The 17,911-nt window shown below is 73.2% G+C and carries 18 protein-coding genes; 7 read left to right on the forward strand and 11 right to left on the reverse strand.

Features of this window, described 5'->3' with window-relative positions:
- Positions 1-10: 10 nt before the first annotated feature.
- The 5 genes from H7344_RS10315 to H7344_RS10335 all read right to left on the reverse strand — a co-directional run bounded on the left by H7344_RS10315 (position 11) and on the right by H7344_RS10335 (position 4,250).
- Positions 11-1,228, reverse strand: a complete 1,218-nt coding sequence (locus tag H7344_RS10315; RefSeq protein WP_186345959.1) for an acetyl-CoA hydrolase/transferase family protein — start codon at positions 1,226-1,228, stop codon at positions 11-13.
- A gap of 24 nt (positions 1,229-1,252) precedes the next feature.
- Positions 1,253-1,774 (reverse strand): PH domain-containing protein, encoded by a 522-nt coding sequence (locus tag H7344_RS10320; RefSeq protein ID WP_186345960.1) that lies wholly within the window; start codon positions 1,772-1,774, stop codon positions 1,253-1,255.
- 4 nt (positions 1,775-1,778) lie between these two features.
- The gene (locus tag H7344_RS10325; RefSeq protein WP_186345961.1) at positions 1,779-1,940 is read right to left on the reverse strand and encodes a hypothetical protein; all 162 of its coding nucleotides are present in this window, start codon (positions 1,938-1,940) and stop codon (positions 1,779-1,781) included.
- A gap of 136 nt (positions 1,941-2,076) precedes the next feature.
- Positions 2,077-3,060, reverse strand: coding sequence for a methylmalonyl Co-A mutase-associated GTPase MeaB (meaB, locus tag H7344_RS10330; RefSeq protein WP_186345962.1), 984 nt, complete (start codon positions 3,058-3,060; stop codon positions 2,077-2,079).
- A complete protein-coding gene (locus tag H7344_RS10335) occupies positions 3,060-4,250 on the reverse strand; it encodes an acetyl-CoA C-acetyltransferase (protein WP_186345963.1) in 1,191 nt (396 codons plus the stop codon). The genes meaB and H7344_RS10335 overlap by 1 nt, the downstream gene beginning before the upstream one ends.
- 168 nt (positions 4,251-4,418) lie before the next feature.
- Between H7344_RS10335 and mce the strand changes: the two genes are divergently transcribed.
- The 4 genes from mce to H7344_RS10355 all read left to right on the forward strand — a co-directional run bounded on the left by mce (position 4,419) and on the right by H7344_RS10355 (position 8,931).
- Entirely contained in the window at positions 4,419-4,892 is a 474-nt protein-coding gene (gene mce, locus H7344_RS10340; protein WP_222130513.1) for a methylmalonyl-CoA epimerase, read from the forward strand.
- A gap of 111 nt (positions 4,893-5,003) precedes the next feature.
- Positions 5,004-6,344 carry a crotonyl-CoA carboxylase/reductase gene (gene ccrA / locus H7344_RS10345; RefSeq protein ID WP_186345965.1) on the forward strand — a complete coding sequence of 447 codons (1,341 nt, stop codon included), beginning with the start codon at positions 5,004-5,006 and terminating at the stop codon, positions 6,342-6,344.
- Positions 6,345-6,546: 202 nt separating this feature from the next.
- Positions 6,547-7,785 carry a coiled-coil domain-containing protein gene (locus H7344_RS10350; RefSeq protein ID WP_186345966.1) on the forward strand — a complete coding sequence of 413 codons (1,239 nt, stop codon included), beginning with the start codon at positions 6,547-6,549 and terminating at the stop codon, positions 7,783-7,785.
- Between the two features lie 36 nt (positions 7,786-7,821).
- Positions 7,822-8,931 (forward strand): DNA glycosylase AlkZ-like family protein, encoded by a 1,110-nt coding sequence (locus H7344_RS10355; RefSeq protein WP_229707135.1) that lies wholly within the window; start codon positions 7,822-7,824, stop codon positions 8,929-8,931.
- A 1-nt stretch (position 8,932) separates the two neighbouring features.
- On the opposite strand, the gene H7344_RS10360 is transcribed toward H7344_RS10355, so the two are convergent.
- Positions 8,933-9,901 (reverse strand): EamA family transporter, encoded by a 969-nt coding sequence (locus H7344_RS10360; RefSeq protein ID WP_186345967.1) that lies wholly within the window; start codon positions 9,899-9,901, stop codon positions 8,933-8,935.
- Positions 9,902-9,939: 38 nt separating this feature from the next.
- Between H7344_RS10360 and H7344_RS10365 the strand changes: the two genes are divergently transcribed.
- Positions 9,940-10,479: a CGNR zinc finger domain-containing protein gene (locus H7344_RS10365; protein WP_186345968.1), complete on the forward strand. Its 540-nt coding sequence runs from the start codon at positions 9,940-9,942 to the stop codon at positions 10,477-10,479.
- Positions 10,480-10,483: 4 nt separating this feature from the next.
- On the opposite strand, the gene H7344_RS10370 is transcribed toward H7344_RS10365, so the two are convergent.
- From H7344_RS10370 to H7344_RS10385, 4 genes are all read right to left on the reverse strand, one after another.
- Positions 10,484-11,257, reverse strand: coding sequence for an endo alpha-1,4 polygalactosaminidase (locus H7344_RS10370; protein ID WP_222130514.1), 774 nt, complete (start codon positions 11,255-11,257; stop codon positions 10,484-10,486).
- 5 nt (positions 11,258-11,262) lie between these two features.
- Positions 11,263-12,021, reverse strand: coding sequence for a hypothetical protein (locus H7344_RS10375; RefSeq protein ID WP_186345969.1), 759 nt, complete (start codon positions 12,019-12,021; stop codon positions 11,263-11,265).
- 279 nt (positions 12,022-12,300) lie between these two features.
- Positions 12,301-13,473, reverse strand: a complete 1,173-nt coding sequence (locus H7344_RS10380) for a 3-hydroxyacyl-CoA dehydrogenase NAD-binding domain-containing protein (protein ID WP_186345970.1) — start codon at positions 13,471-13,473, stop codon at positions 12,301-12,303.
- Positions 13,474-13,583: 110 nt separating this feature from the next.
- Positions 13,584-15,131, reverse strand: a complete 1,548-nt coding sequence (locus H7344_RS10385; RefSeq protein WP_186345971.1) for an alanine/glycine:cation symporter family protein — start codon at positions 15,129-15,131, stop codon at positions 13,584-13,586.
- Between the two features lie 67 nt (positions 15,132-15,198).
- Between H7344_RS10385 and nucS the strand changes: the two genes are divergently transcribed.
- Together nucS and H7344_RS10395 are read left to right on the forward strand one after the other, a co-directional pair.
- The gene (nucS, locus tag H7344_RS10390) at positions 15,199-15,876 is read left to right on the forward strand and encodes an endonuclease NucS (RefSeq protein ID WP_186345972.1); all 678 of its coding nucleotides are present in this window, start codon (positions 15,199-15,201) and stop codon (positions 15,874-15,876) included.
- 17 nt (positions 15,877-15,893) lie between these two features.
- Positions 15,894-16,460 (forward strand): DUF952 domain-containing protein, encoded by a 567-nt coding sequence (locus H7344_RS10395; protein ID WP_186345973.1) that lies wholly within the window; start codon positions 15,894-15,896, stop codon positions 16,458-16,460.
- Here the strand turns inward: H7344_RS10395 and H7344_RS10400 are convergent.
- Positions 16,435-17,901: a PAS domain-containing sensor histidine kinase gene (locus tag H7344_RS10400; protein ID WP_186345974.1), complete on the reverse strand. Its 1,467-nt coding sequence runs from the start codon at positions 17,899-17,901 to the stop codon at positions 16,435-16,437. The two genes, H7344_RS10395 and H7344_RS10400, sit on opposite strands and share 26 nt — an antisense overlap.
- Positions 17,902-17,911 lie beyond the last annotated feature (10 nt).

Consider the following 17,911-nt stretch of genomic DNA (forward strand, 5'->3'; position numbering starts at 1 on the left):
GGCCGCGATTCTAGAGAGGCGCCGCCAGCCCGAGCTCGGCCGCCTCCTCGCGGAGCTCCTCGCGCACGCTCGGGTGCGCGGCGTGCTCGATCAGCCGCCGAGCCTGCTCGCGCTGGTCGTGACCGAGCACCTCGGCGACGCCCTGCTCGGTGACCACCGCGCTCATCTGGAAGGAGGTCACCGGCTCGTCGACGAGCGGCACGATCGTCGAGACGTCGGCCCTCGGGTGCCACGACCGCAGCGCGATCACCGCCTGCCCACCGGGGCTGTGCAGCGCGCCGACGATGAAGTCGGTCTGCCCGCCGAAGCCGGAGTGGATCCGCGCCTTGATCCGCGAGGCGTTGGCCTGACCGAAGAGGTCGACCTGGAGCGCGGTGTTGACGCTGGTCATCGCTGGGTTCCGGGCGATCACGCCGGGGTCGTTGGTGGTCTCGGTGCGGGCCATGACGACCCGCTCGTTGCCGTCGACCCAGTCGATGAGCTCCTCGGAGCCGAAGAGGAACGACGAGGTGATCGGCACGCTCGTGTCCAGCGCGCCGGCCCGCTCGAGCGCGAGGACGGAGTCGGAGAACATCTCGGTCCAGATCCGCAGCCCGCGCCGGCCGGCCAGGCCGCGCATGGTCGCGTCGGGCACCGCGCCGATGCCGGCCTGGAGGGTGGCGCCGTCGCCGACCCGGCCCGCGACGAGCGCGCCGATCCGCGCGGAGTCCTCGTCGATCGGCAGCACCGGCGCGTGCGCGAGCGGCTCGTCGGCCTCCACCATGACGTCGACCGCCGACACGTCGAGCTCGGCGTCGCCGGAGGTCCACGGCAGGTGCCGGTTGACCTGTGCGACGACCAGCCCGCCGCGGGCGCGCGCCGACTCGATCGCCGCGGGCAGGACGTTCACCTCGGTGCCGAGCGACACCTTGCCCCCGCGCGGAGGCGTCGTGTGCAGCACGACCGCGTCGACGGGCATCACGCCGCCGAACAGGGTCGGCACCAGCGAGAGCCGTGAGGGCACGTAGGACAACCGTGGGCTGCGCCGCTGCCCCGGCCCCACGAACGACGTCTCGAGGGTGACGCCGTCGCGGTCGGGCAGGCCCGGTTGCCCGTTGAGCGCCCACAGGCGGTACGACGGCAGCACGGCGTCGAGCAGGCGCAGCGTGTGCCACGGGGTGGCGTGGTTGCCGCTGACGACCACGCGGGGGTTCTCGGGCAGGCGACGGAGGGCGGTGGTGAGGTCCACGCCCCCATCCCAGCAGAGGGCCGGTCAGCCCACGCGCGGGCCGCGCAGCCCGGATCGCTGGACCACCCGCTGGATGGCGAGGTCGCGCTGCACCGGCCGGCCGACGTACCGGATGTCGCGCAGGCCCTGCTCCTGCGCCGCGGACTCGAAGCAGAAGTGCCCGAAGCCGAAGATCCGCCCGTGCAGCGGCCGGACGACGGTGATGTCGAGGATGCGGTGCAGCGGCATCGTGGCCATCTTGGTCGTCAGCACCCCGTGCACGCGGAAGACGCGCATGTTGGTGATGACGAACCGGTCGCGGTGCTCGCGCAGCGCGCCCCAGCCGGCGTGGAGCGCCAGCCCGATCGCCAGCACCAGCGCGAAGCCGGCCAGGTCGATATGGATCACCGGCACCCAGGCCAGCACGGCCACGGCGAGCAGCCCCTCGAGGACCGGAACCGTGTACGCCGCCCAGTGGTGCCGCACCTCGTCGACGATGACCTCGCCCTCCTCCCGCAGGAGGTGGCGGCCGATGTCGGGCCCGCCGAGCGGGCGCGGCTGCTGCACCGGCTCAGAGCTCGCCGACGAAGTCGATCACCGCGTCGAAGAGGTTCCCGGTCCAGCTGACCAGCGTGCTGCCCACCGAACCGCCGGCGTCGGCGAGCCCGCTGGGATCGGTGAACATCCAGAAGCCGAGGAACACCACGACCAGGACCAGGACCAGCTTCTGCATCTACCCACCTCGACGACCGGGATCAGGACACGGCTCGACGAGATCTTCCCGGAGCCGCGGCGCACGCGAGCGGAGGCGCGCCGGTCCAGACCTGCCCGTCACGGCTGAGGGTGGACCGGGGGTGGACCCACGGCGACTAGGCCCGCACCTGCTCCAGCAGCCGGTCCGCCGCAGCCCAGGGGTCGGTCTCGCCGGCGGCCACCGCGGCGGCGAGCTCGTCGAGGCCGCCGTGCCCGGACCGGTCGCCTCCGTCGCTCCAGTCGCCCCAGCTGCGGCGCAGCGACGCGAGCGCGATGGCCTCGACCTCCGCCCGCGCCCGACGCGTACGCCGCGCCCGGAGCTCGCCGGTCTGCTTCAGCCAGGCGTGGTGCCGGTCGACCTCGACGACCAGCTCCGCGAGGCCCTCGCCGGCCTGGGCGACGGTCTTGACGATCGGCGGCTTCCAGCCGTCGTCGGGGCGGTCGGCCAGCGCGATCATCGAGCGGAGGTCGCGCCGCACCTGGTCGGCCCCGTCGCGGTCGGCCTTGTTGACGACGTACACGTCCCCGACCTCGAGGATCCCGGCCTTGGCGGCCTGGATGCCGTCGCCCATGCCGGGCGCGAGGAGCACCAGTGTGGTGTCGGCCAGCCCGGCGACCTCGACCTCGCTCTGCCCGACGCCGACGGTCTCGACGACGACGACGTCGCAGCCGGCGGCGTCGAGCACGCGGACCGCCTGCGGGGTCGACCAGGCGAGCCCGCCGAGGTGGCCCCGGGAGGCCATCGAGCGGATGTAGACGTCCGGGTCGCCGGCGTGGTCCTGCATCCGGATGCGGTCACCGAGCAGGGCGCCGCCGGAGAACGGCGACGAGGGGTCGACCGCGAGCACGCCGACCCGCTTGCCGGCGGCGCGCAGCTCGCGGACGAGCGCGTTGGTGGTCGTCGACTTGCCGACGCCGGGGGCGCCGGTCAGGCCGAGGACCTGGGCGCGCCCGGTGTGCGGGGCGAGGGCCGCGGTGACCTGGCGCAGCAGCGGCGACTCGTCCTCGACCAGCGAGATCAGCCGGGCGACGGCGCGGGCCTCGCCGGCGCGTGCGCGCTCGACGAGGCCCGGGACGTCCGCCTGGTGGCGGGGAGGCACTACTTCTTCGGGACCCGCACGATCAGGGCGTCGCCCTGGCCGCCGCCGCCGCACAACGCGGCCGCGCCGACGCCGCCGCCGCGGCGCTGGAGCTCCAGCGCGAGGTGGAGCACGACGCGGGTGCCGGACATGCCGACCGGGTGGCCGAGCGCGATCGCGCCGCCGTTGACGTTGACCTTGGCGTTGTCGAGGCCCAGCTCGCGTGCCGAGGAGATGCCGACCGCGGCGAACGCCTCGTTGAACTCCACGAGGTCGAGCTCGGTCGGGTCGATGCCCTCCTTCTGGCAGGCCTTCGCGGTCGCGGCGGCCGGCTGCAGCTGCAGCGTCGAGTCGGGGCCGGCCACCTGGCCGTGCGCGCCGACCTCGGCCAGCCACTCCAGGCCGAGCTCCTCGGCCTTGGCCTTGCTCATCACGACCACCGCGGCGGCGCCGTCGGAGATCTGCGAGGACGAGCCGGCGGTGATGGTGCCGGTCTTGGAGAACGCCGCGCGCAGCTTGCCCAGCGACTCGGCGGTGGTCTCGCCGCGGACGCCCTCGTCGATGCTGATGACGACCGGGTCGCCCTTGCGCTGCGGGATGGAGACCGGGACGACCTCGGCGTCGAAGACGCCGTTCTTCCACGCGGTGGCCGCCTTCTGGTGCGACTGCGCGGCGTACTCGTCCTGCTCCTCACGGGTCAGGTTGGCGCTCGCCGCGTTGCACTCCTCGGTGAGCAGGCCCATCGCCTGGGAGGTGAACTGGTCGAAGAGCGCGTCGTAGGCCATCGAGTCGACCAGCTTCACGTCGCCGAACTTGATGCCCTCGCGGGACTTCGGCAGGAAGTGCGGCGCGTTGGTCATCGACTCCATGCCGCCGGCCACGATCACGTCGGCTTCGCCGGCGCGGATCATCTGGTCGGCGAGCGCGATGGCGTTGAGGCCGGAGAGGCAGACCTTGTTGATGGTGATCGAGGGGACGTTCATCGGGATGCCGCCCTTGACCGCCGCGAGGCGGGCGGGGTTCTGGCCCGCGCCGGCCAGGATGACCTGGCCCATGACGACGTAGTCGACCTGCTCGCCGGAGACACCGGCCTTCTCCAGCGCGCCCTTGATGGCGTGACCACCGAGGTCGGAGGCCGAGAGGTCCTTGAGGCCCCCGGACAGACGGCCGATCGGGGTGCGCGCTCCCGCGACGATGACGGTTCCGGACATGGTGCTCCTCCAGCGGTGGGAACGGCGGGCAACCACGTGGCGCGGCGCCCGTTTCGGCGGACCTTACCCACGCGTAGGAGCGCCCGGAAGACCGTCTCGGACGGGGCCGCGTGAGGCACTCGTCACAAGGGGTCGCGGCCCCCGCGGGCCTCGGCGACCATGACGGGCATGACCGACTCCAGCACCTCGACCGGCGCCCCGCTCGAGATCCCCGGGCACCTGTTCACCGCCATCGACCACGTCGGCATCGCCGTCCGCGACCTCGACCAGGCCATCGCCTTCTACGAGACGACCTTCGGCATGCGCCTGGCCCACCAGGAGACCAACGAGGAGCAGGGGGTCCGCGAGGCGATGATGGCCGTCGGCGACTCCGGCTCCCACATCCAGCTGCTTGCCCCGCTCGACGACAGCTCGACGATCGCGAAGTTCCTCGAGCGCTCCGGCCCGGGCGTCCAGCAGATGGCGTACCGCGTCACCGACGTCGAGGCGGTCAGCGCGGTCCTGCGCGAGCGCGGCGTGCGCCTGCTGTACGACGCCCCGCGGCGCGGCACCTCGGACTCGCGGATCAACTTCATCCACCCCAAGGACGCCGGCGGGGTGCTCGTCGAGCTGGTCGAGCCGGCCGCCGACGCCGCCCACTGACCGGCCGGTGGTTGAGACCTCGCTCACCAACCCCTGTTCCAGCGAGGTTACCCGTGGGTATCTTCCCACCACCCGTCCGCACCGCCCGCCTTCCCTGAGGAGACCGCACCCGTGCAGAACATCTTGGACGCCATCCTCGCCGGCGACACCGCCAGCGAGGACTTCGCGAACCTGCCGCTGCCCGAGTCCTACCGCGCCGCCACCGTCCGCAAGGACGAGGTGGACATGTTCGAGGGCCTGGCCTCGCGCGACAAGGACCCGCGAAAGTCGCTGCACGTCGAGGAGGTCGCCCTCCCCGAGCTCGGCCCCGGCGAGGCGCTCGTCGCCGTGATGGCCTCGGCCATCAACTACAACACCGTGTGGACCTCGATCTTCGAGCCGGTCTCCACCTTCGGCTTCCTCGAGCGCTACGGCCGCCTCTCCGAGCTCACCAAGCGCCACGACCTGCCCTACCACGTGGTCGGATCCGACCTGGCCGGCGTCGTGCTCAAGACCGGCCCGGGCGTGACCAAGTGGAAGCCCGGCGCCGAGGTGGTGGCCCACTGCCTCTCGGTCGAGCTCGAGGACCCCGCCGGCCACGACGACACGATGATGGACCCACAGCAGCGCATCTGGGGCTTCGAGACCAACTTCGGCGGCCTGGCCCACATCGCGCTGGTCAAGTCCAACCAGCTGCTGGACAAGCCCGACCACCTCACCTGGGAGGAGGCCGCCTCCCCCGGCCTGGTCAACGCCACCGCCTACCGCCAGCTGGTCTCCAAGAACGCCGGGCAGATGAAGCAGGGCGACAACGTGCTGATCTGGGGCGCCTCCGGCGGCCTGGGCGGCTTCGCGACCCAGTACGCCCTCAATGGCGGCGCCAATCCGATCTGCGTGGTCTCCAACGAGGAGAAGGCGAAGATCGTGCGCTCCATGGGCGCCGAGATGGTCATCAACCGCTCCGAGGAGAACTGGAAGTTCTGGAACGACGAGGGCACCCAGCAGAATCCCAAGGAGTGGCAGCGCCTGGGCAAGCGGATCCGCGAGCTCACCGGCGGCGAGGACATCGACATCGTCTTCGAGCACCCCGGCCGCGAGACCTTCGGCGCCAGCGTCTACGTCACCCGCAAGGGCGGCACCATCACCACCTGCGCCTCGACCACCGGCTACCTGCACGAGTACGACAACCGCTACCTGTGGATGAACCTCAAGCGCATCGTGTCCAGCCACTTCGCCAACTACCGCGAGGCTTACGAGGCCAACCGCCTCATCGCCCAGGGCAAGATCCACCCCACCCTGTCCAAGACCTACACCCTCGACGAGGTCGGGCAGGCAGCCCTCGACGTGCACCACAACAAGCACCAGGGCAAGGTCGGCGTGCTCTGCCTCGCCCCCGAGGAGGGCCTCGGCGTCCGCGACACCGAGAAGCGCGCGAAGCACGAGACCGCGATCAACCGCTTCCGCGGCGTCTGATCCTCACGCTCCACCCGTACGACGCCCCGCCGACCACCCGGTCGGCGGGGCGTCGTGCATCTCCCCACCCCCCGCCGAATCCGCCGCAGGACACGGAGAAGTCGCTCGGCGACGCGCCTCCGACCCAGGTGGGAACTCTCAGGTCGATCGTGGAAGATGGGCACTCGGGTCACCGCCGCGATCGACGTGAAGGATGTAGCTGATGAGCGACCAGGGTCTGTCCATCTTCAACAACGACCCGGAGCGCGAGCCCGCAGACGTCGAGCCGACCGACGACGAGGCGACCCAGGTCATGCCGACGGTGCCTCCGGCGGTCCAGCCGCCCGCCCCGTCGCCCGCCCGGCCCGCGGCCCAGCAGGCCGAGTCGGCGACCCAGCGCACGCAGCAGCGCCCGGCCGTGGCCCGCCCCGCGGCCGGCCGGCCCGTGACGCCGCCGCCGGCTGCCGCCGCACCCGACTTCCCCGTGGTCCGCCGCGGCGGCTACGACCGCGACGCGGTCGACCAGCGCTTCCGCGGCCTGCTCGCCGACCACGCCACGCTGACCTCGCGCGTGGCGGAGGCGGAGCGGCGCACGACCGACCTCGAGCAGCAGCTGGCCGCGGCCCGCGAGGAGCTGCGCGAGTACGAGCAGCCGTCGTACGCCGGCCTGGGCGGCCGCGCGTCGGCGATGCTGCGGCTGGCCGAGGAGGAGGCCGACGAGATCCGCGCGATCGCGAGCCGCGACGCCGCCGAGATCCTCGAGCAGGCGAGCCGCGACGCCAAGGCGATCCGGGCCGACGCCGCGCGCGAGGCCGAGGACATGCGGATGGTGCAGCTCAAGGAGCTCGACGAGATGCGCAGCCGCTCGGTCGCCGACGCCGAGCAGGAGCGCTCGCTGGCCCGGGGCGAGGCCGAGGACCTGCTCGCCTCCGCGCGCCGCGAGGCCGACCAGCTCCGGCTCGCCGCGCAGCAGGAGACCACCGAGATGCGCACCTCGGCCCAGCGCGAGGTCGAGCAGGCCCGCGCCGCCGCCGACCGCGAGGTCCAGGAGGCCCGCCGCGCGCTGGCGGTGGAGAAGGAGCGGCTCGCCCGCGAGGCGACCGATCATCACAACAGCGCCACCGCGGAGACGCGCCGCCTGGTCGAGGAGGCGGAGTCGCGGGCTGCGGCCGCCGAGGAGCGGGCCCGCGCCGCCACGAAGCAGGCCGCCGAGCACCGCGCGACCGCGCAGTCGGAGTCCGAGGCACTCCTCGCCCGGGTCCGGCGGGAGGCCGAGCAGATCGTGGCCTCGGCGCGCACCCAGGCCGAGTCGATCACCTCGACCGGCCAGGCCGAGGCCGAGCGCGAGGCCGCCGCGGTGCGTGCCGAGCTCGACCGGCTCACCAAGCGCCGCGACGCGATCGTCGCCCAGCTGGCCTCGCTGCGCGACGTGGTCGCCGGGTTCGCCGAGGACCAGGCCTGACCTCGTCCCGCTAGCGGCGGCACGAGGGGGTACGTCGTGGCCAGGTCGGAGGTGCTGCTGACCCGGGGGCAGGCCCGACGGGTCGCGGTGCGGGCCCAGCTGCTCGATGTACCTCGTCCGACCCACGTGCTCGAGGTGGTCCGCCACCTCGGCCTCCTCCAGCACGACCAGACCCGCGCGGTCGCCCCGAGCGCGGACCTGGTGCTGTGGAGCAGGATCGGCGCGTCGTACGACGTCGCCGACCTGCAGGACGCCCTGGACGGCCAGGCGCTGGTCGAGCTGGACGGCATGCTGCGGCCGGCCGAGGACCTGGCGCTCCACCGCGCCGAGATGGCGTCCTGGCCCGGCCCGGACCCGCAGGCGTGGGAGGTCGACCGGGTGCAGTGGCTGGCCGACAACGACGGCTGCCGACGCGACGTGCTCGAGCTGCTGCGCACCGACGGGCCGCTGCCGGCGCGCGAGCTGCCGGACACCTGCGTCCGTCCGTGGCGCTCCAGCGGGTGGAACAACGGCAAGAACGTCGAGCGGCTCCTGGTGCTCCTGGTCCGGCGGGGCGAGGTCGCGGTCGCCGGGCGGGAGGGTCGCGAGCGGCTGTGGGACCTCGCCGCACGGGTCTACCCGGACGACCCGCCGGTCCCGGTGGACGAGGCCCGTCGGCTGCGCGGCGAGCGCCGGCTGGCCGCGCTCGGCATCGCCCGCGCGAGGGCGGCGACCGCGCCCGGTGAGCCGAACGACGTGGGGCCGGCCGGCACACCCGCGCGCGTCGAGGGCGTGCGCGGCACGTGGCAGGTCGATGCCGCCCAGCTCGACCGCCTCGACGACCCGTTCGCCGGCCGCGCCGCGCTGCTCAGCCCACTGGACCGCCTGGTGTTCGACCGCAAGCGGATGGCGGAGCTGTTCGAGTTCGACTACCAGCTGGAGATGTACAAGCCGGCCGCTCAACGCCGCTGGGGTTACTGGGCGCTGCCCGTGCTCGTCGGCGACCGGCTGGTCGGCAAGGTCGACGCCACGGCCGACCCCGGGGCCGGTGAGCTGGTCGTCCACGCGGTCCACGAGGACGAGCCGTACGACGGCGCGACCGCGGCCGCGGTCGATGCCGAGCTCGCGTCGCTCGCCGGGTGGCTCGGGCTGCGGCTGGAGGGCTGACTCAGGCGGGTGTCGGCTCGCCCCGGGCCGTCTGCCGCTCGCCCAGCTTCACACCGACGACGCCGGCCAGCACGAGCAGCCCGCCGACCAGCTGGATCGTCCGCGGCAGCTCGTCGAGCAGCAGCCAGGCGAAGACGACACCCGCGACCACCTCGAGCAGCGCCACGAACGACGCCAGCCGGGAGCCGAGGCGCCGTCCGGCCGCGATCCCCGTGCAGTAGGCGATCGCCGCGGTGACCAGGCCGAGCACGACGAGCGGCACCCACCAGCTGACCTCGAGGTCGGCGTACGACACCACGGCCGTGCTGGCCCGCATCGGCAGCACACCGACCAGCCCGAGCACGCCCAGCGCCGTCGAGCCGACGACGAGCCCGCCCGCGGCCAGCGCCAGCGGCGGCAGGCCGGTCGAGGTGTCGGCCGAGATGAGGAAGTACGACGCCGCGCCGACCATCGCGGCCAGCGCCCACGCGACGCCCACCGGGCTCAGGTCGGCGCCCGAGAGCAGGTCGAGGACGAGCACCAGGCCGAGGGCCGCGAGCCCGGCGCCCGCCAGCGTGATCGGCCCGGGCCGCTGCCCGTGCCGGAGCCAGAGCCACACGACCACGGCGGCCGGCGCGGTGTACTCGATCAGCAGCGCCGGGCCGACCTGCATGTGCTGGACCGCGGAGAAGTAGCAGAACTGCGCGCCGGCGACGGCGAGCAGGCCGTAGAGGATGACCATGCCGGCGTTGCGCCGCAGCACGTCCCACCGCCCGTCGAGCGCCCACAGGCCCAGCGGCAGCACGACGACCGCGGCCAGGCCGACCCGCACGAGCACGGTCGCGCCGGCCGACCAGCCCGCGTCGAGCAGGCCGCTCGCCAGCGCGCCGGAGAGGCCGAAGCTGAGCGCCGACGCCAACGCGAACGCCAGCCCGCTCGCCGTCCGCGGACCCGCGACGACCACCCGGGCGTCATCAGCCATCGTGCTCATGGGTCATGACAGTACGAGCCGGCTGGTAATCTGTCAACGTGGTCTTCGCCCATGACACCGAGCAGTCGCTGCTGGCCGCCGTGACGCTGGCCAACACCGCCGAGCCGCCGGACACCCTGCAGACGGTGGCGGACCTCGACGCGTTCTACGAGCGGTTCGAGTTCACCGGCCGGCGCGACCGGACCCGCGCGGAGCTCGACGAGGTCCGGGCACTGCGGCCGGTGCTACGCCGTCTGCTCACCGCCGACCGCGACACCGCCGCCGACCTGGTCAACACGATGCTCGCCGAGGCGCGTGCGCTCCCCCAGCTGGTGCGCCACGACCGCTTCGACTGGCACCTGCACGCCGTCGTCTCCGACGCGCCGCTGCCCACCCGCATCTCCGTCGAGGCCGCGATGGCGATGATCGACGTCATCCGCGCCGACGAGCTCTCCCGGCTGGGCGTCTGCGCCGACGACGACTGCGAGGCGGTCGTGCTCGACCTGTCGCGCAACCGCTCGCGTCGGTTCTGCTCGACCGCCTGCGGCAACCGCAACGCCGTCGCGGCCTACCGGGCCCGCCAGGCCGCCGGCGCCTGAGGCCTCAGCAGAAGCGGCGCACGCCCGTCGGGCTCACCGCGAGGTCGCGCAGCACGACCGGCAGCCGCACGCCCCAGTGCCGGCAGGCGCGGCGGAAGTCCTGCTTGCGGTACTCCACCGCGACGACCCGACGGCCGTACGCCGCGGCGTACGCGCCGCACTCGCGGTAGCGCCCGCACTCCTCGGCCACCGCGAAGTCGAAGCCGACCTTCGTGCCGTCGTAGCCCGCGAGGTTCTTCTGGGCGGCGGCGAGCCCGGCCTCGTGCGCCTCGGCCACGACGAGCCGTGCGTAGGCGAGCGCCTGGCGTCGCCGGAGCAGGCCGCGGCTGCGGGTGAACGAGTCGAGGTTGTCGTACTCCACCGCCTCGTAGCCGTCCTTCGCGCAGCGGTCGACCCAGCGGCCCACGACCCGCGCGAGCGCCCGGCGCTTGGCGGGGGTCCGCAGGTCGAGCAGCCACTCACCCCAGGCCTCGTCGGTGACCGGCCTGCCGCCCTCGCGGAGCACCAGGTGCCTCCGCTCGCGCCAGAAGCGCCGCTCGCCGGGCTGGGTCTGGAAGGCGTTGACGTAGCAGACGTCGTAGCGGCCCGCCGGCTCCGCTCGACGGTCGCGCACGACGATCCCGACGCTCGCCGGCACCGGGCGCACGCCGCCGAGCTGGTAGTCCGCGTGCGTGCCGACCGGCAGCGGCTCGATCTCCAGAGGCCCGTCGCTCGCGGCCGGTCCAGCCAGCAGGACGATGGAGAGCAGGGCGACGACGAGCGCCGGCAGTCGCACCACCGGCGTCAGAAGTCGAAGCCGTCGAACATGTCGCCGATGCCGTCGCCGATCGACCCGAGGCCCTCACCCAGGCCCTCGCCGATCTCCCCGAAGGCGTCGAAGCCGCCGAACGCGCCGAACATCAGGCCCATGAACATGAAGTCCATGGCGGCATAGCTGCCGAAGTAGCCCGCGGCGTACGGCTGGTAGGCGCGACCGCCCTGCCAGTAGGGCACGCGCTGCGAGCCGACCATCACCTGGCGGATGTCGGGGGCCGCGCCGACCTTGACCCGCTCGGCGTCGAGCTCGCAGGCCGGTACGTCGCGCCGGGTGCCGCCGGGCGGGGTGTAGGGCACGTCCTCGACCGACAGGCCGTGCCGCGGGTCGAAGAAGCACAGCGGGCGGCGCGCCGGGGGCGGCTCGCCGGCCACCCGCGCGCGCACGCACGCCATGGCGTACCGCCCGTCCTCGAGGATCTCGGTGACGTGCTTGATCTCCTCGGGCTTCGTCAGCCGGTCGCCTGCGGTCTTGGCGGCCTCGTAGGAGTCGAGCGCGCGCTGGTAGTCGGCATTCGCGCCCGCGTCCAGCGGCTGGCCCGCCAGGTCGGCGTCGAGGGCCTGCAGCTCGACGCCGAGGGCGGTGATGTCCTCGAACGCCAGCTTCTTGACCGGCTCGAGCTCGGCCTGCTGCCGCTCGAGCTCACGCGCCTGCTTGCGCCGGCTCGACACCCCGACGGCGACGAGCACCAGCGCGATGAGTGCGAGGATGACCAGCAGCTCTCCCATGGGTCCAGCCTACGGACCCGTGCGAGTGCCGGCGCTCCAGCCGCACGGCTCGCCGCCGCCGCTCGGCCCTCCGCCGCGCCACTCCTCGGCCATTCCTGCCGCTTCTCGGCCATCGCGATGGCCGAGTAGTGCGCACATCCCAAGTGAACTTGGGACGCTGATACCCACCCCGGGTAACCCCGGAGCCGGGAGGTTCTGCGCCTCCGCACCACCTTCTGGGGCGATGCATCGGCCCAGAAGGTGGTGCGTACCACCTATTGGTGGTACGCCCACCCCACCTCAGCGCGCGTAGTCGTGGAAGCCCCGCCCGGTCTTGCGACCGAGGTGACCGTTGGCGACGACCTTCTCCAGCATCGCCGCGGGAGCGAAGCCGTCGTGGCCGAACTCCGCGTGCAGCTCCTGCTCGATCGCCAGCGACACGTCGTTGCCGACGACGTCGAGGAGCTGGAAGGGCCCCATGGGGAAGCCCGCCTCCTCCTTGATCGCGGTGTCGATCTCCTCGAGCGAGGCGGCGCCCGACTCGTGCAGCTTGACCGCGTCATTGAGGTAGGGGAAGAGCAGGCAGTTGACGATGAAGCCGGCGCGGTCGCCGCAGGAGACCGCGACCTTGCCGACCTCGGCGCAGAGCGCCCGGACGGCCTCGTCGACGTCGGCGCCGGTCTGCTCGGTGGTGACGACCTCGACGAGCTTCATGACCGGCGCGGGGTTGAAGAAGTGCATGCCGATGACCGACTCGGGGCGCGACGTGGCTGCGGCGCAGGCGGCGATCGGCAGGCTGGAGGTGGTGGTCGCGAGGATCGCGCCCGGCATGCAGATCCGGTCGAGGTCGGCGAAGAGCTCCTTCTTGAGCTCCAGCTCCTCGGCGATCGCCTCGACGACGAGGTCGGCCGTGGCCAGCGACTCGCGCGAGGTGGCCCCGGTCAGGCGGGCGAGGACGGCGTCCTTCTCTGACTCCTCGAGCTTGCCCTTGCTGACCAGGCGGTCCAGCGACGTCGCGATGACGGCCCGCACACCGGCGACCTTCTCCTCCGAGCGGCCGACGTAGACGACGTCGTACCCCTTCGACGCGAAGACCTGGGCGATGCCGGAGGCCATGGTGCCGGTGCCGACGACGCCGACCGTGGCGATCTCGTGGCGCAGCTGCGGCTCGGCCTGCTCGCCGCCCTGGGCCGCCTCGGCGAGGGTCGTGCCGTCCGCGGCGAGCTTCTCGAGGAGGTCGGCGGGCTGGTGCAGCGGGTCGCTGGTCTCGGCGTACCGCGCGGCGAGCTGGTCGCGCACCGTGGCGGCGCCCAGCTCGTCGACGGTCGCCAGCGGACCCTGCGGGTAGCCGCAGCCGAAGCGCATGCCGGCGTCGATGTCGGCGGCCGAGGCGTAACCGGACTCGAACATCCGGACCGCGTGGTTGAGGTACGGGAGGACCAGCGTCCGGGCGATCTGCTCGTTCGTCGTCATGCCGGGACTATGGCATGAGTGCTACCGGCTGGTAACCCCTCGAACGGAGGCCGGACGAGGCGCTCGTCACACTGCCCGCGAGCGACGGCCGCCCGCCACCCCGGCCCCCGTCAGTGCGCCCGCTCGTCGGCCGGCACCTCGGTGATGGCGCCGGACCGGAGCCCCGCGCGGAAGTCGCGCAGCTCCTCGCGCACCCGCGGCAGCAGCAGGTAGCAGGCGAGCAGGTTGACGACCGCGCAGACGAAGAGCATCGCGTCGGCGAAGTCGACGACCGAGCCGAAGGAGATCACCGTGCCGATGACGGTGAAGACGCAGAAGAGCGCCTTGAAGATCAGCTCGCTGGTCGGCGTGCGACCGAACAGCGTCGTCCACGCCTTCATCGAGTAGTAGCTCCACGTGATCAGCGTCGAGAAGGCGAACAGCGCGACCGCGATCGCGAGGATGACCGGGAACGACGGCAGGAACGTCTCGAACGCGTCGGAGGTGACGAGCACGCCGTCGGGCACGGCGCCGCCGCCCGCGACCACCTCGCGCTGCTCGGAGTAGTAGGCGGTGTCGGCGATGACGATCGTCAGCGCGGTCATCGTGCAGATCACGACCGTGTCGATGAACGGCTCCAGGAGGGCGACGAAGCCCTCGCTGACCGGGTGGCGGGTCTTGACCGCGGAGTGCGCGATCGGCGCCGAGCCGACACCCGCCTCGTTGGAGAAGGCGGCGCGCTGGAAGCCGACGATCAGCACGCCGATCGCCCCGCCCGCGACCCCCTCCGGCGCGAACGCGCCGGAGACGATCTCGCCGACCGCCGCGCCGATGCGGTCGGCGTTGCTGCCGATGACGAGCAGGCAGGCGCCGACGTAGATGAGGGCCATCATCGGCACCAGCCGGGAGGTGACCACGCCGATGCTGGTGATGCCGCCGAGGATCACCGCACCGACCAGCAGCGCGAGCACGATCCCGAAGACCAGCGCCGACCCGGCCGAGCCGAGGAAGCCGTCCTCGCCGCCGGTCACCTCCTGCGCCTGCGCGAAGGTCTGGTTGGCCTGGAACATGTTGCCGCCGACCGCACCGAAGAAGAACAGCGCGACGGCGAAGACCAGGGTGAGGGCCCGCGAGACGCCCGCGCCGAAGCGCTCGAAGGCGACCGGAAGGTAGCGGAACGGCCCGCCGGTGATGGTGCCGTCCTCGTGCACCTCGCGGTACTTCACGCCGAGCGTGCACTCGACGAACTTGGTGCACATGCCGAGCAGGCCGGCCAGGATCATCCAGAACGTCGCGCCGGGTCCGCCGATCGTCACCGCCGCGCCGACGCCGGCGATGTTGCCGAGCCCCACCGTGCCGGAGACCGCCGAGGTGAGCGCCTGGAAGTGCGTGACCTCGCCCGGGTCGCTGGCGCGGGAGTACTTCCCGCGGACCAGGGCGATCGAGGTGCCGACCCCGCGGAACTGGATGCCGCGGAAGTAGACGGTGAACACCGCCGCCGCCGCGACGAGCCACAGCACGATCAGCGGGAAGGAGTACTCCCCTAGCGGCACCTCCCAGAAGACGACGCTGGTGACCGCGCTCGCGACCGGGTCGAAGGCGGCGTTGATCGACTCCTCGACCTCACCCAGCCAGCCTCCGTGGGTCGTCTCGGCCATCGGCAGCGGCGCGGTCGTCATGCCCCAGCACTCAACCCCAGGGACGGGCGCGCCGCAAGGGTCTCGGCGACGGGTAGATTGCCCGCCCGTGAGACTCGTCGTTGCGCGCTGCCAGGTCGACTACGCGGGACGGCTCACGGCCCACCTCCCGATGGCCACCCGGGTGCTGATGATCAAGGCCGACGGCTCGGTGCTCGTGCACTCCGACGGCGGCTCCTACAAGCCGCTGAACTGGATGTCCCCGCCGTGCGCCCTGCGCGAGGGCACCGCCGAGGACGGCCGCATCGAGTGGACGGTCACCAACCCCAAGTCCGACGACACCCTGCGGATCCTCATCGACGAGGTGCTCCACGAGTCCGTCCACGAGCTCGGCGTCGACCCGGGCCTGCAGAAGGACGGCGTCGAGAAGCACCTCCAGGAGCTGCTCGCCGAGCACCCGGCGACGCTCCAGCCCGGTCTGACGCTCGTCCGGCGGGAGTTCCCGACCGCGATCGGCCCGGTCGACCTGATGTGCCGCGACGCCGAGGGCGCCAGCGTCGCGGTGGAGATCAAGCGGCGCGGCGAGATCGACGGCGTCGAGCAGCTCACCCGCTACCTCGAGCTGCTCAACCGCGACCCGCTGCTCTCCCCCGTCCGCGGCATCTTCGCCGCGCAGGAGATCAAGCCGCAGGCCCGCGTGCTCGCCACCGACCGCGGCATCGCCTGCGCGGTGGTCGACTACGACGCCCTGCGCGGGCTCGACGACCCCAGCCACCGGCTCTTCTGAGCCCCCCGGGCCCGCGGATGCGCATCTTCCACATCGCGACGCTCGCGGACTGGCAGGAGGCGACCCGCACCGGCCGCTACACCACCTCGACGTACGGCGTCACGCTGGCCGAGGAGGGGTTCATCCACGCCAGCCGGGCCGACCAGTGGCAGGCCGTCCGCGAGCGGTGGTACGCCGGCGCGTCGGAGCCGCTGGTGCTCCTGGTCGTCGACACCGACCGGCTCTCGGCGCCGGTCGTCGAGGAACCCGCGCCGGGGACGACCGAGACCTTCCCGCACGTCTACGGGGCGATCGAGACCTCCGCGGTCGTGCAGGTCCTGCCGCTGGACGGACCCGGCGCACGGGCCGTGGACGCGTCGTTCAGCCGGCTGTTCCTCGGCGAGCTGGTCCACCGGGTGGTGCTCGCGTCGATCGTGCTCGTCGCGGTCGCGGTGCTCGCCGTGGTCGGCGATGCGGTGGTGCCCCTCGACGGCTGGGGCGTGGTCCTCGGCACGGCGGTCGGCCTGCTCGTCGGCACCCCCATCGCGGTGGCGGTCGCCCGCCGCCGGGAGCGGGCCCTCAGCGGGCTGCTGCCGCCATCCTGACGACCACGGTCGTCCCCACGCCGGGCTCCGAGCGGACCTCGATGGTGCCGCCGTGCGCCTCGACGACGGCGCGGGCGATCGGCAGCCCCAGGCCGGCGCCGGGGACCTGGTCGCGGACGGCCGACGGCGCGCGGTAGAGCCGGTCGAAGACCTGCTCGACCTCCTCGGCGCTCATGCCGGCCCCGGTGTCGTCGACGCGCAGCTCGGCCTCCCCGGCGCCGGCCCGCTGGACGGTCAGCACCACGCTCCCACCGGGCGGCGTGAACTTCACCGCGTTGCCCAGCAGGTTGCCGACGACCTGCCCCAGACGGCCGGCGTCGCCGAGCACGACGAGCTCCTCGTCCGGCCGCGCCTCGACGACCACGCGCACGCCACGGCTGCGGGCGGCGAGCCGGGCGTCCTCGACCGCGGCACGCACGACCTCCGCGAGGTCGACCGGCGCGCGGACGACCTCGATCTCCTCCACCTGCATCTGCGCGAGCGTCAGCAGGTCGTTGACCAGCCGGAGCTCGCGCCGGGCGTTGCGGTCGATCACCGCCAGCATCCGCCGGGCCTGCGGGCCGAGCTCCTCCTCGGCGAGGTCGCCCAGCAGCTCGGCGTAGCCGACGATCGAGGTGAGCGGGGTCCGCAGCTCGTGGGAGACGGTCGCGAGGAACTCCTCGCGGATCCGGTCGGCCGTCTCCTGGATCCGCCGCCGCTCGCTCACGTCGCGGACGGCCGCCGCGACGAGCGTGCCGTCGTCGGTCTCGATCGGCGACAGCGAGATCTCGACGGGGAACTCGGTGCCGTCACGGTGCACGGCGTACAGCTCGCGGCCCTGGCCCATCCCACGCACCACCGGCGCGGCGACGTACCCCGCGCGCTGGGCGACGTGCCCGTGCCGGAACCGCTCGGGCACCAGCCGCTCGACCGGGCAGCCGACCAGCTCACCGGGCTCGTAGCCGAAGACCCGGTCGACCTGCCGGTTGCTCATCACCACGACACCGTCGGCGTCGACGATGACGGTCGGGTCCGGCGCGGCCTCGATCAGCTCGCGGAACTGCCGCTCCTGCCGGCGGCGCTCGGTGACGTCCCGGACGGTGGCACAGACGTACGCCGTGCCGTCGACGTCGATGCGCGCCAGCGAGATCTCGGCCGGGAACTCCGAGCCGTCCGCCCGGACCGCGGCGAGCTGGAGCAGCCCCATCGGCCGTTGGCCGTGCGCGCGGGCGAACCGGTCGCGCCGGTCGGGGTGGCCCGCCCGCGCGGCCTTGGGGACCAGGGTCTCCACCGGGCTGCCGACCAGGTCGTCGGGCGCGAGCCCGAACACGGCCTCGCAGCGCGAGTTCGCGGCCACGACGGTGCCGCGGTCGTCGGTGACGACGATGGCGTCCGGGGAGGCCTCGAAGACGCCCGCGAAGAGCCGGGGGTCGCCGGCAGCACCCGCCTCCCCCGGTCCCATGCCCGGAACT

This window comes from Nocardioides deserti, assembly GCF_014266025.1.
In the GTDB taxonomy this organism is placed as follows: Bacteria; Actinomycetota; Actinomycetes; order Propionibacteriales; family Nocardioidaceae; genus Nocardioides; species Nocardioides deserti.

Coding starts and splice junctions, on each gene's coding strand:
- H7344_RS10325 (WP_186345961.1), bottom strand. CDS start 1,940: ATGCAGAAGCTGGTCCTGGTCCTGGTCGTGGTGTTCCTCGGCTTCTGG.
- H7344_RS10385 (WP_186345971.1), bottom strand. CDS start 15,131: ATGACGACCGCGCCGCTGCCGATGGCCGAGACGACCCACGGAGGCTGG.
- H7344_RS10350 (WP_186345966.1), top strand. CDS start 6,547: ATGAGCGACCAGGGTCTGTCCATCTTCAACAACGACCCGGAGCGCGAG.
- H7344_RS10360 (WP_186345967.1), bottom strand. CDS start 9,901: ATGAGCACGATGGCTGATGACGCCCGGGTGGTCGTCGCGGGTCCGCGG.
- H7344_RS10395 (WP_186345973.1), top strand. CDS start 15,894: ATGCGCATCTTCCACATCGCGACGCTCGCGGACTGGCAGGAGGCGACC.
- H7344_RS10375 (WP_186345969.1), bottom strand. CDS start 12,021: ATGGGAGAGCTGCTGGTCATCCTCGCACTCATCGCGCTGGTGCTCGTC.
- H7344_RS10380 (WP_186345970.1), bottom strand. CDS start 13,473: ATGACGACGAACGAGCAGATCGCCCGGACGCTGGTCCTCCCGTACCTC.
- mce (WP_222130513.1), top strand. CDS start 4,419: ATGACCGACTCCAGCACCTCGACCGGCGCCCCGCTCGAGATCCCCGGG.
- H7344_RS10400 (WP_186345974.1), bottom strand. CDS start 17,901: ATGGGACCGGGGGAGGCGGGTGCTGCCGGCGACCCCCGGCTCTTCGCG.
- H7344_RS10335 (WP_186345963.1), bottom strand. CDS start 4,250: ATGTCCGGAACCGTCATCGTCGCGGGAGCGCGCACCCCGATCGGCCGT.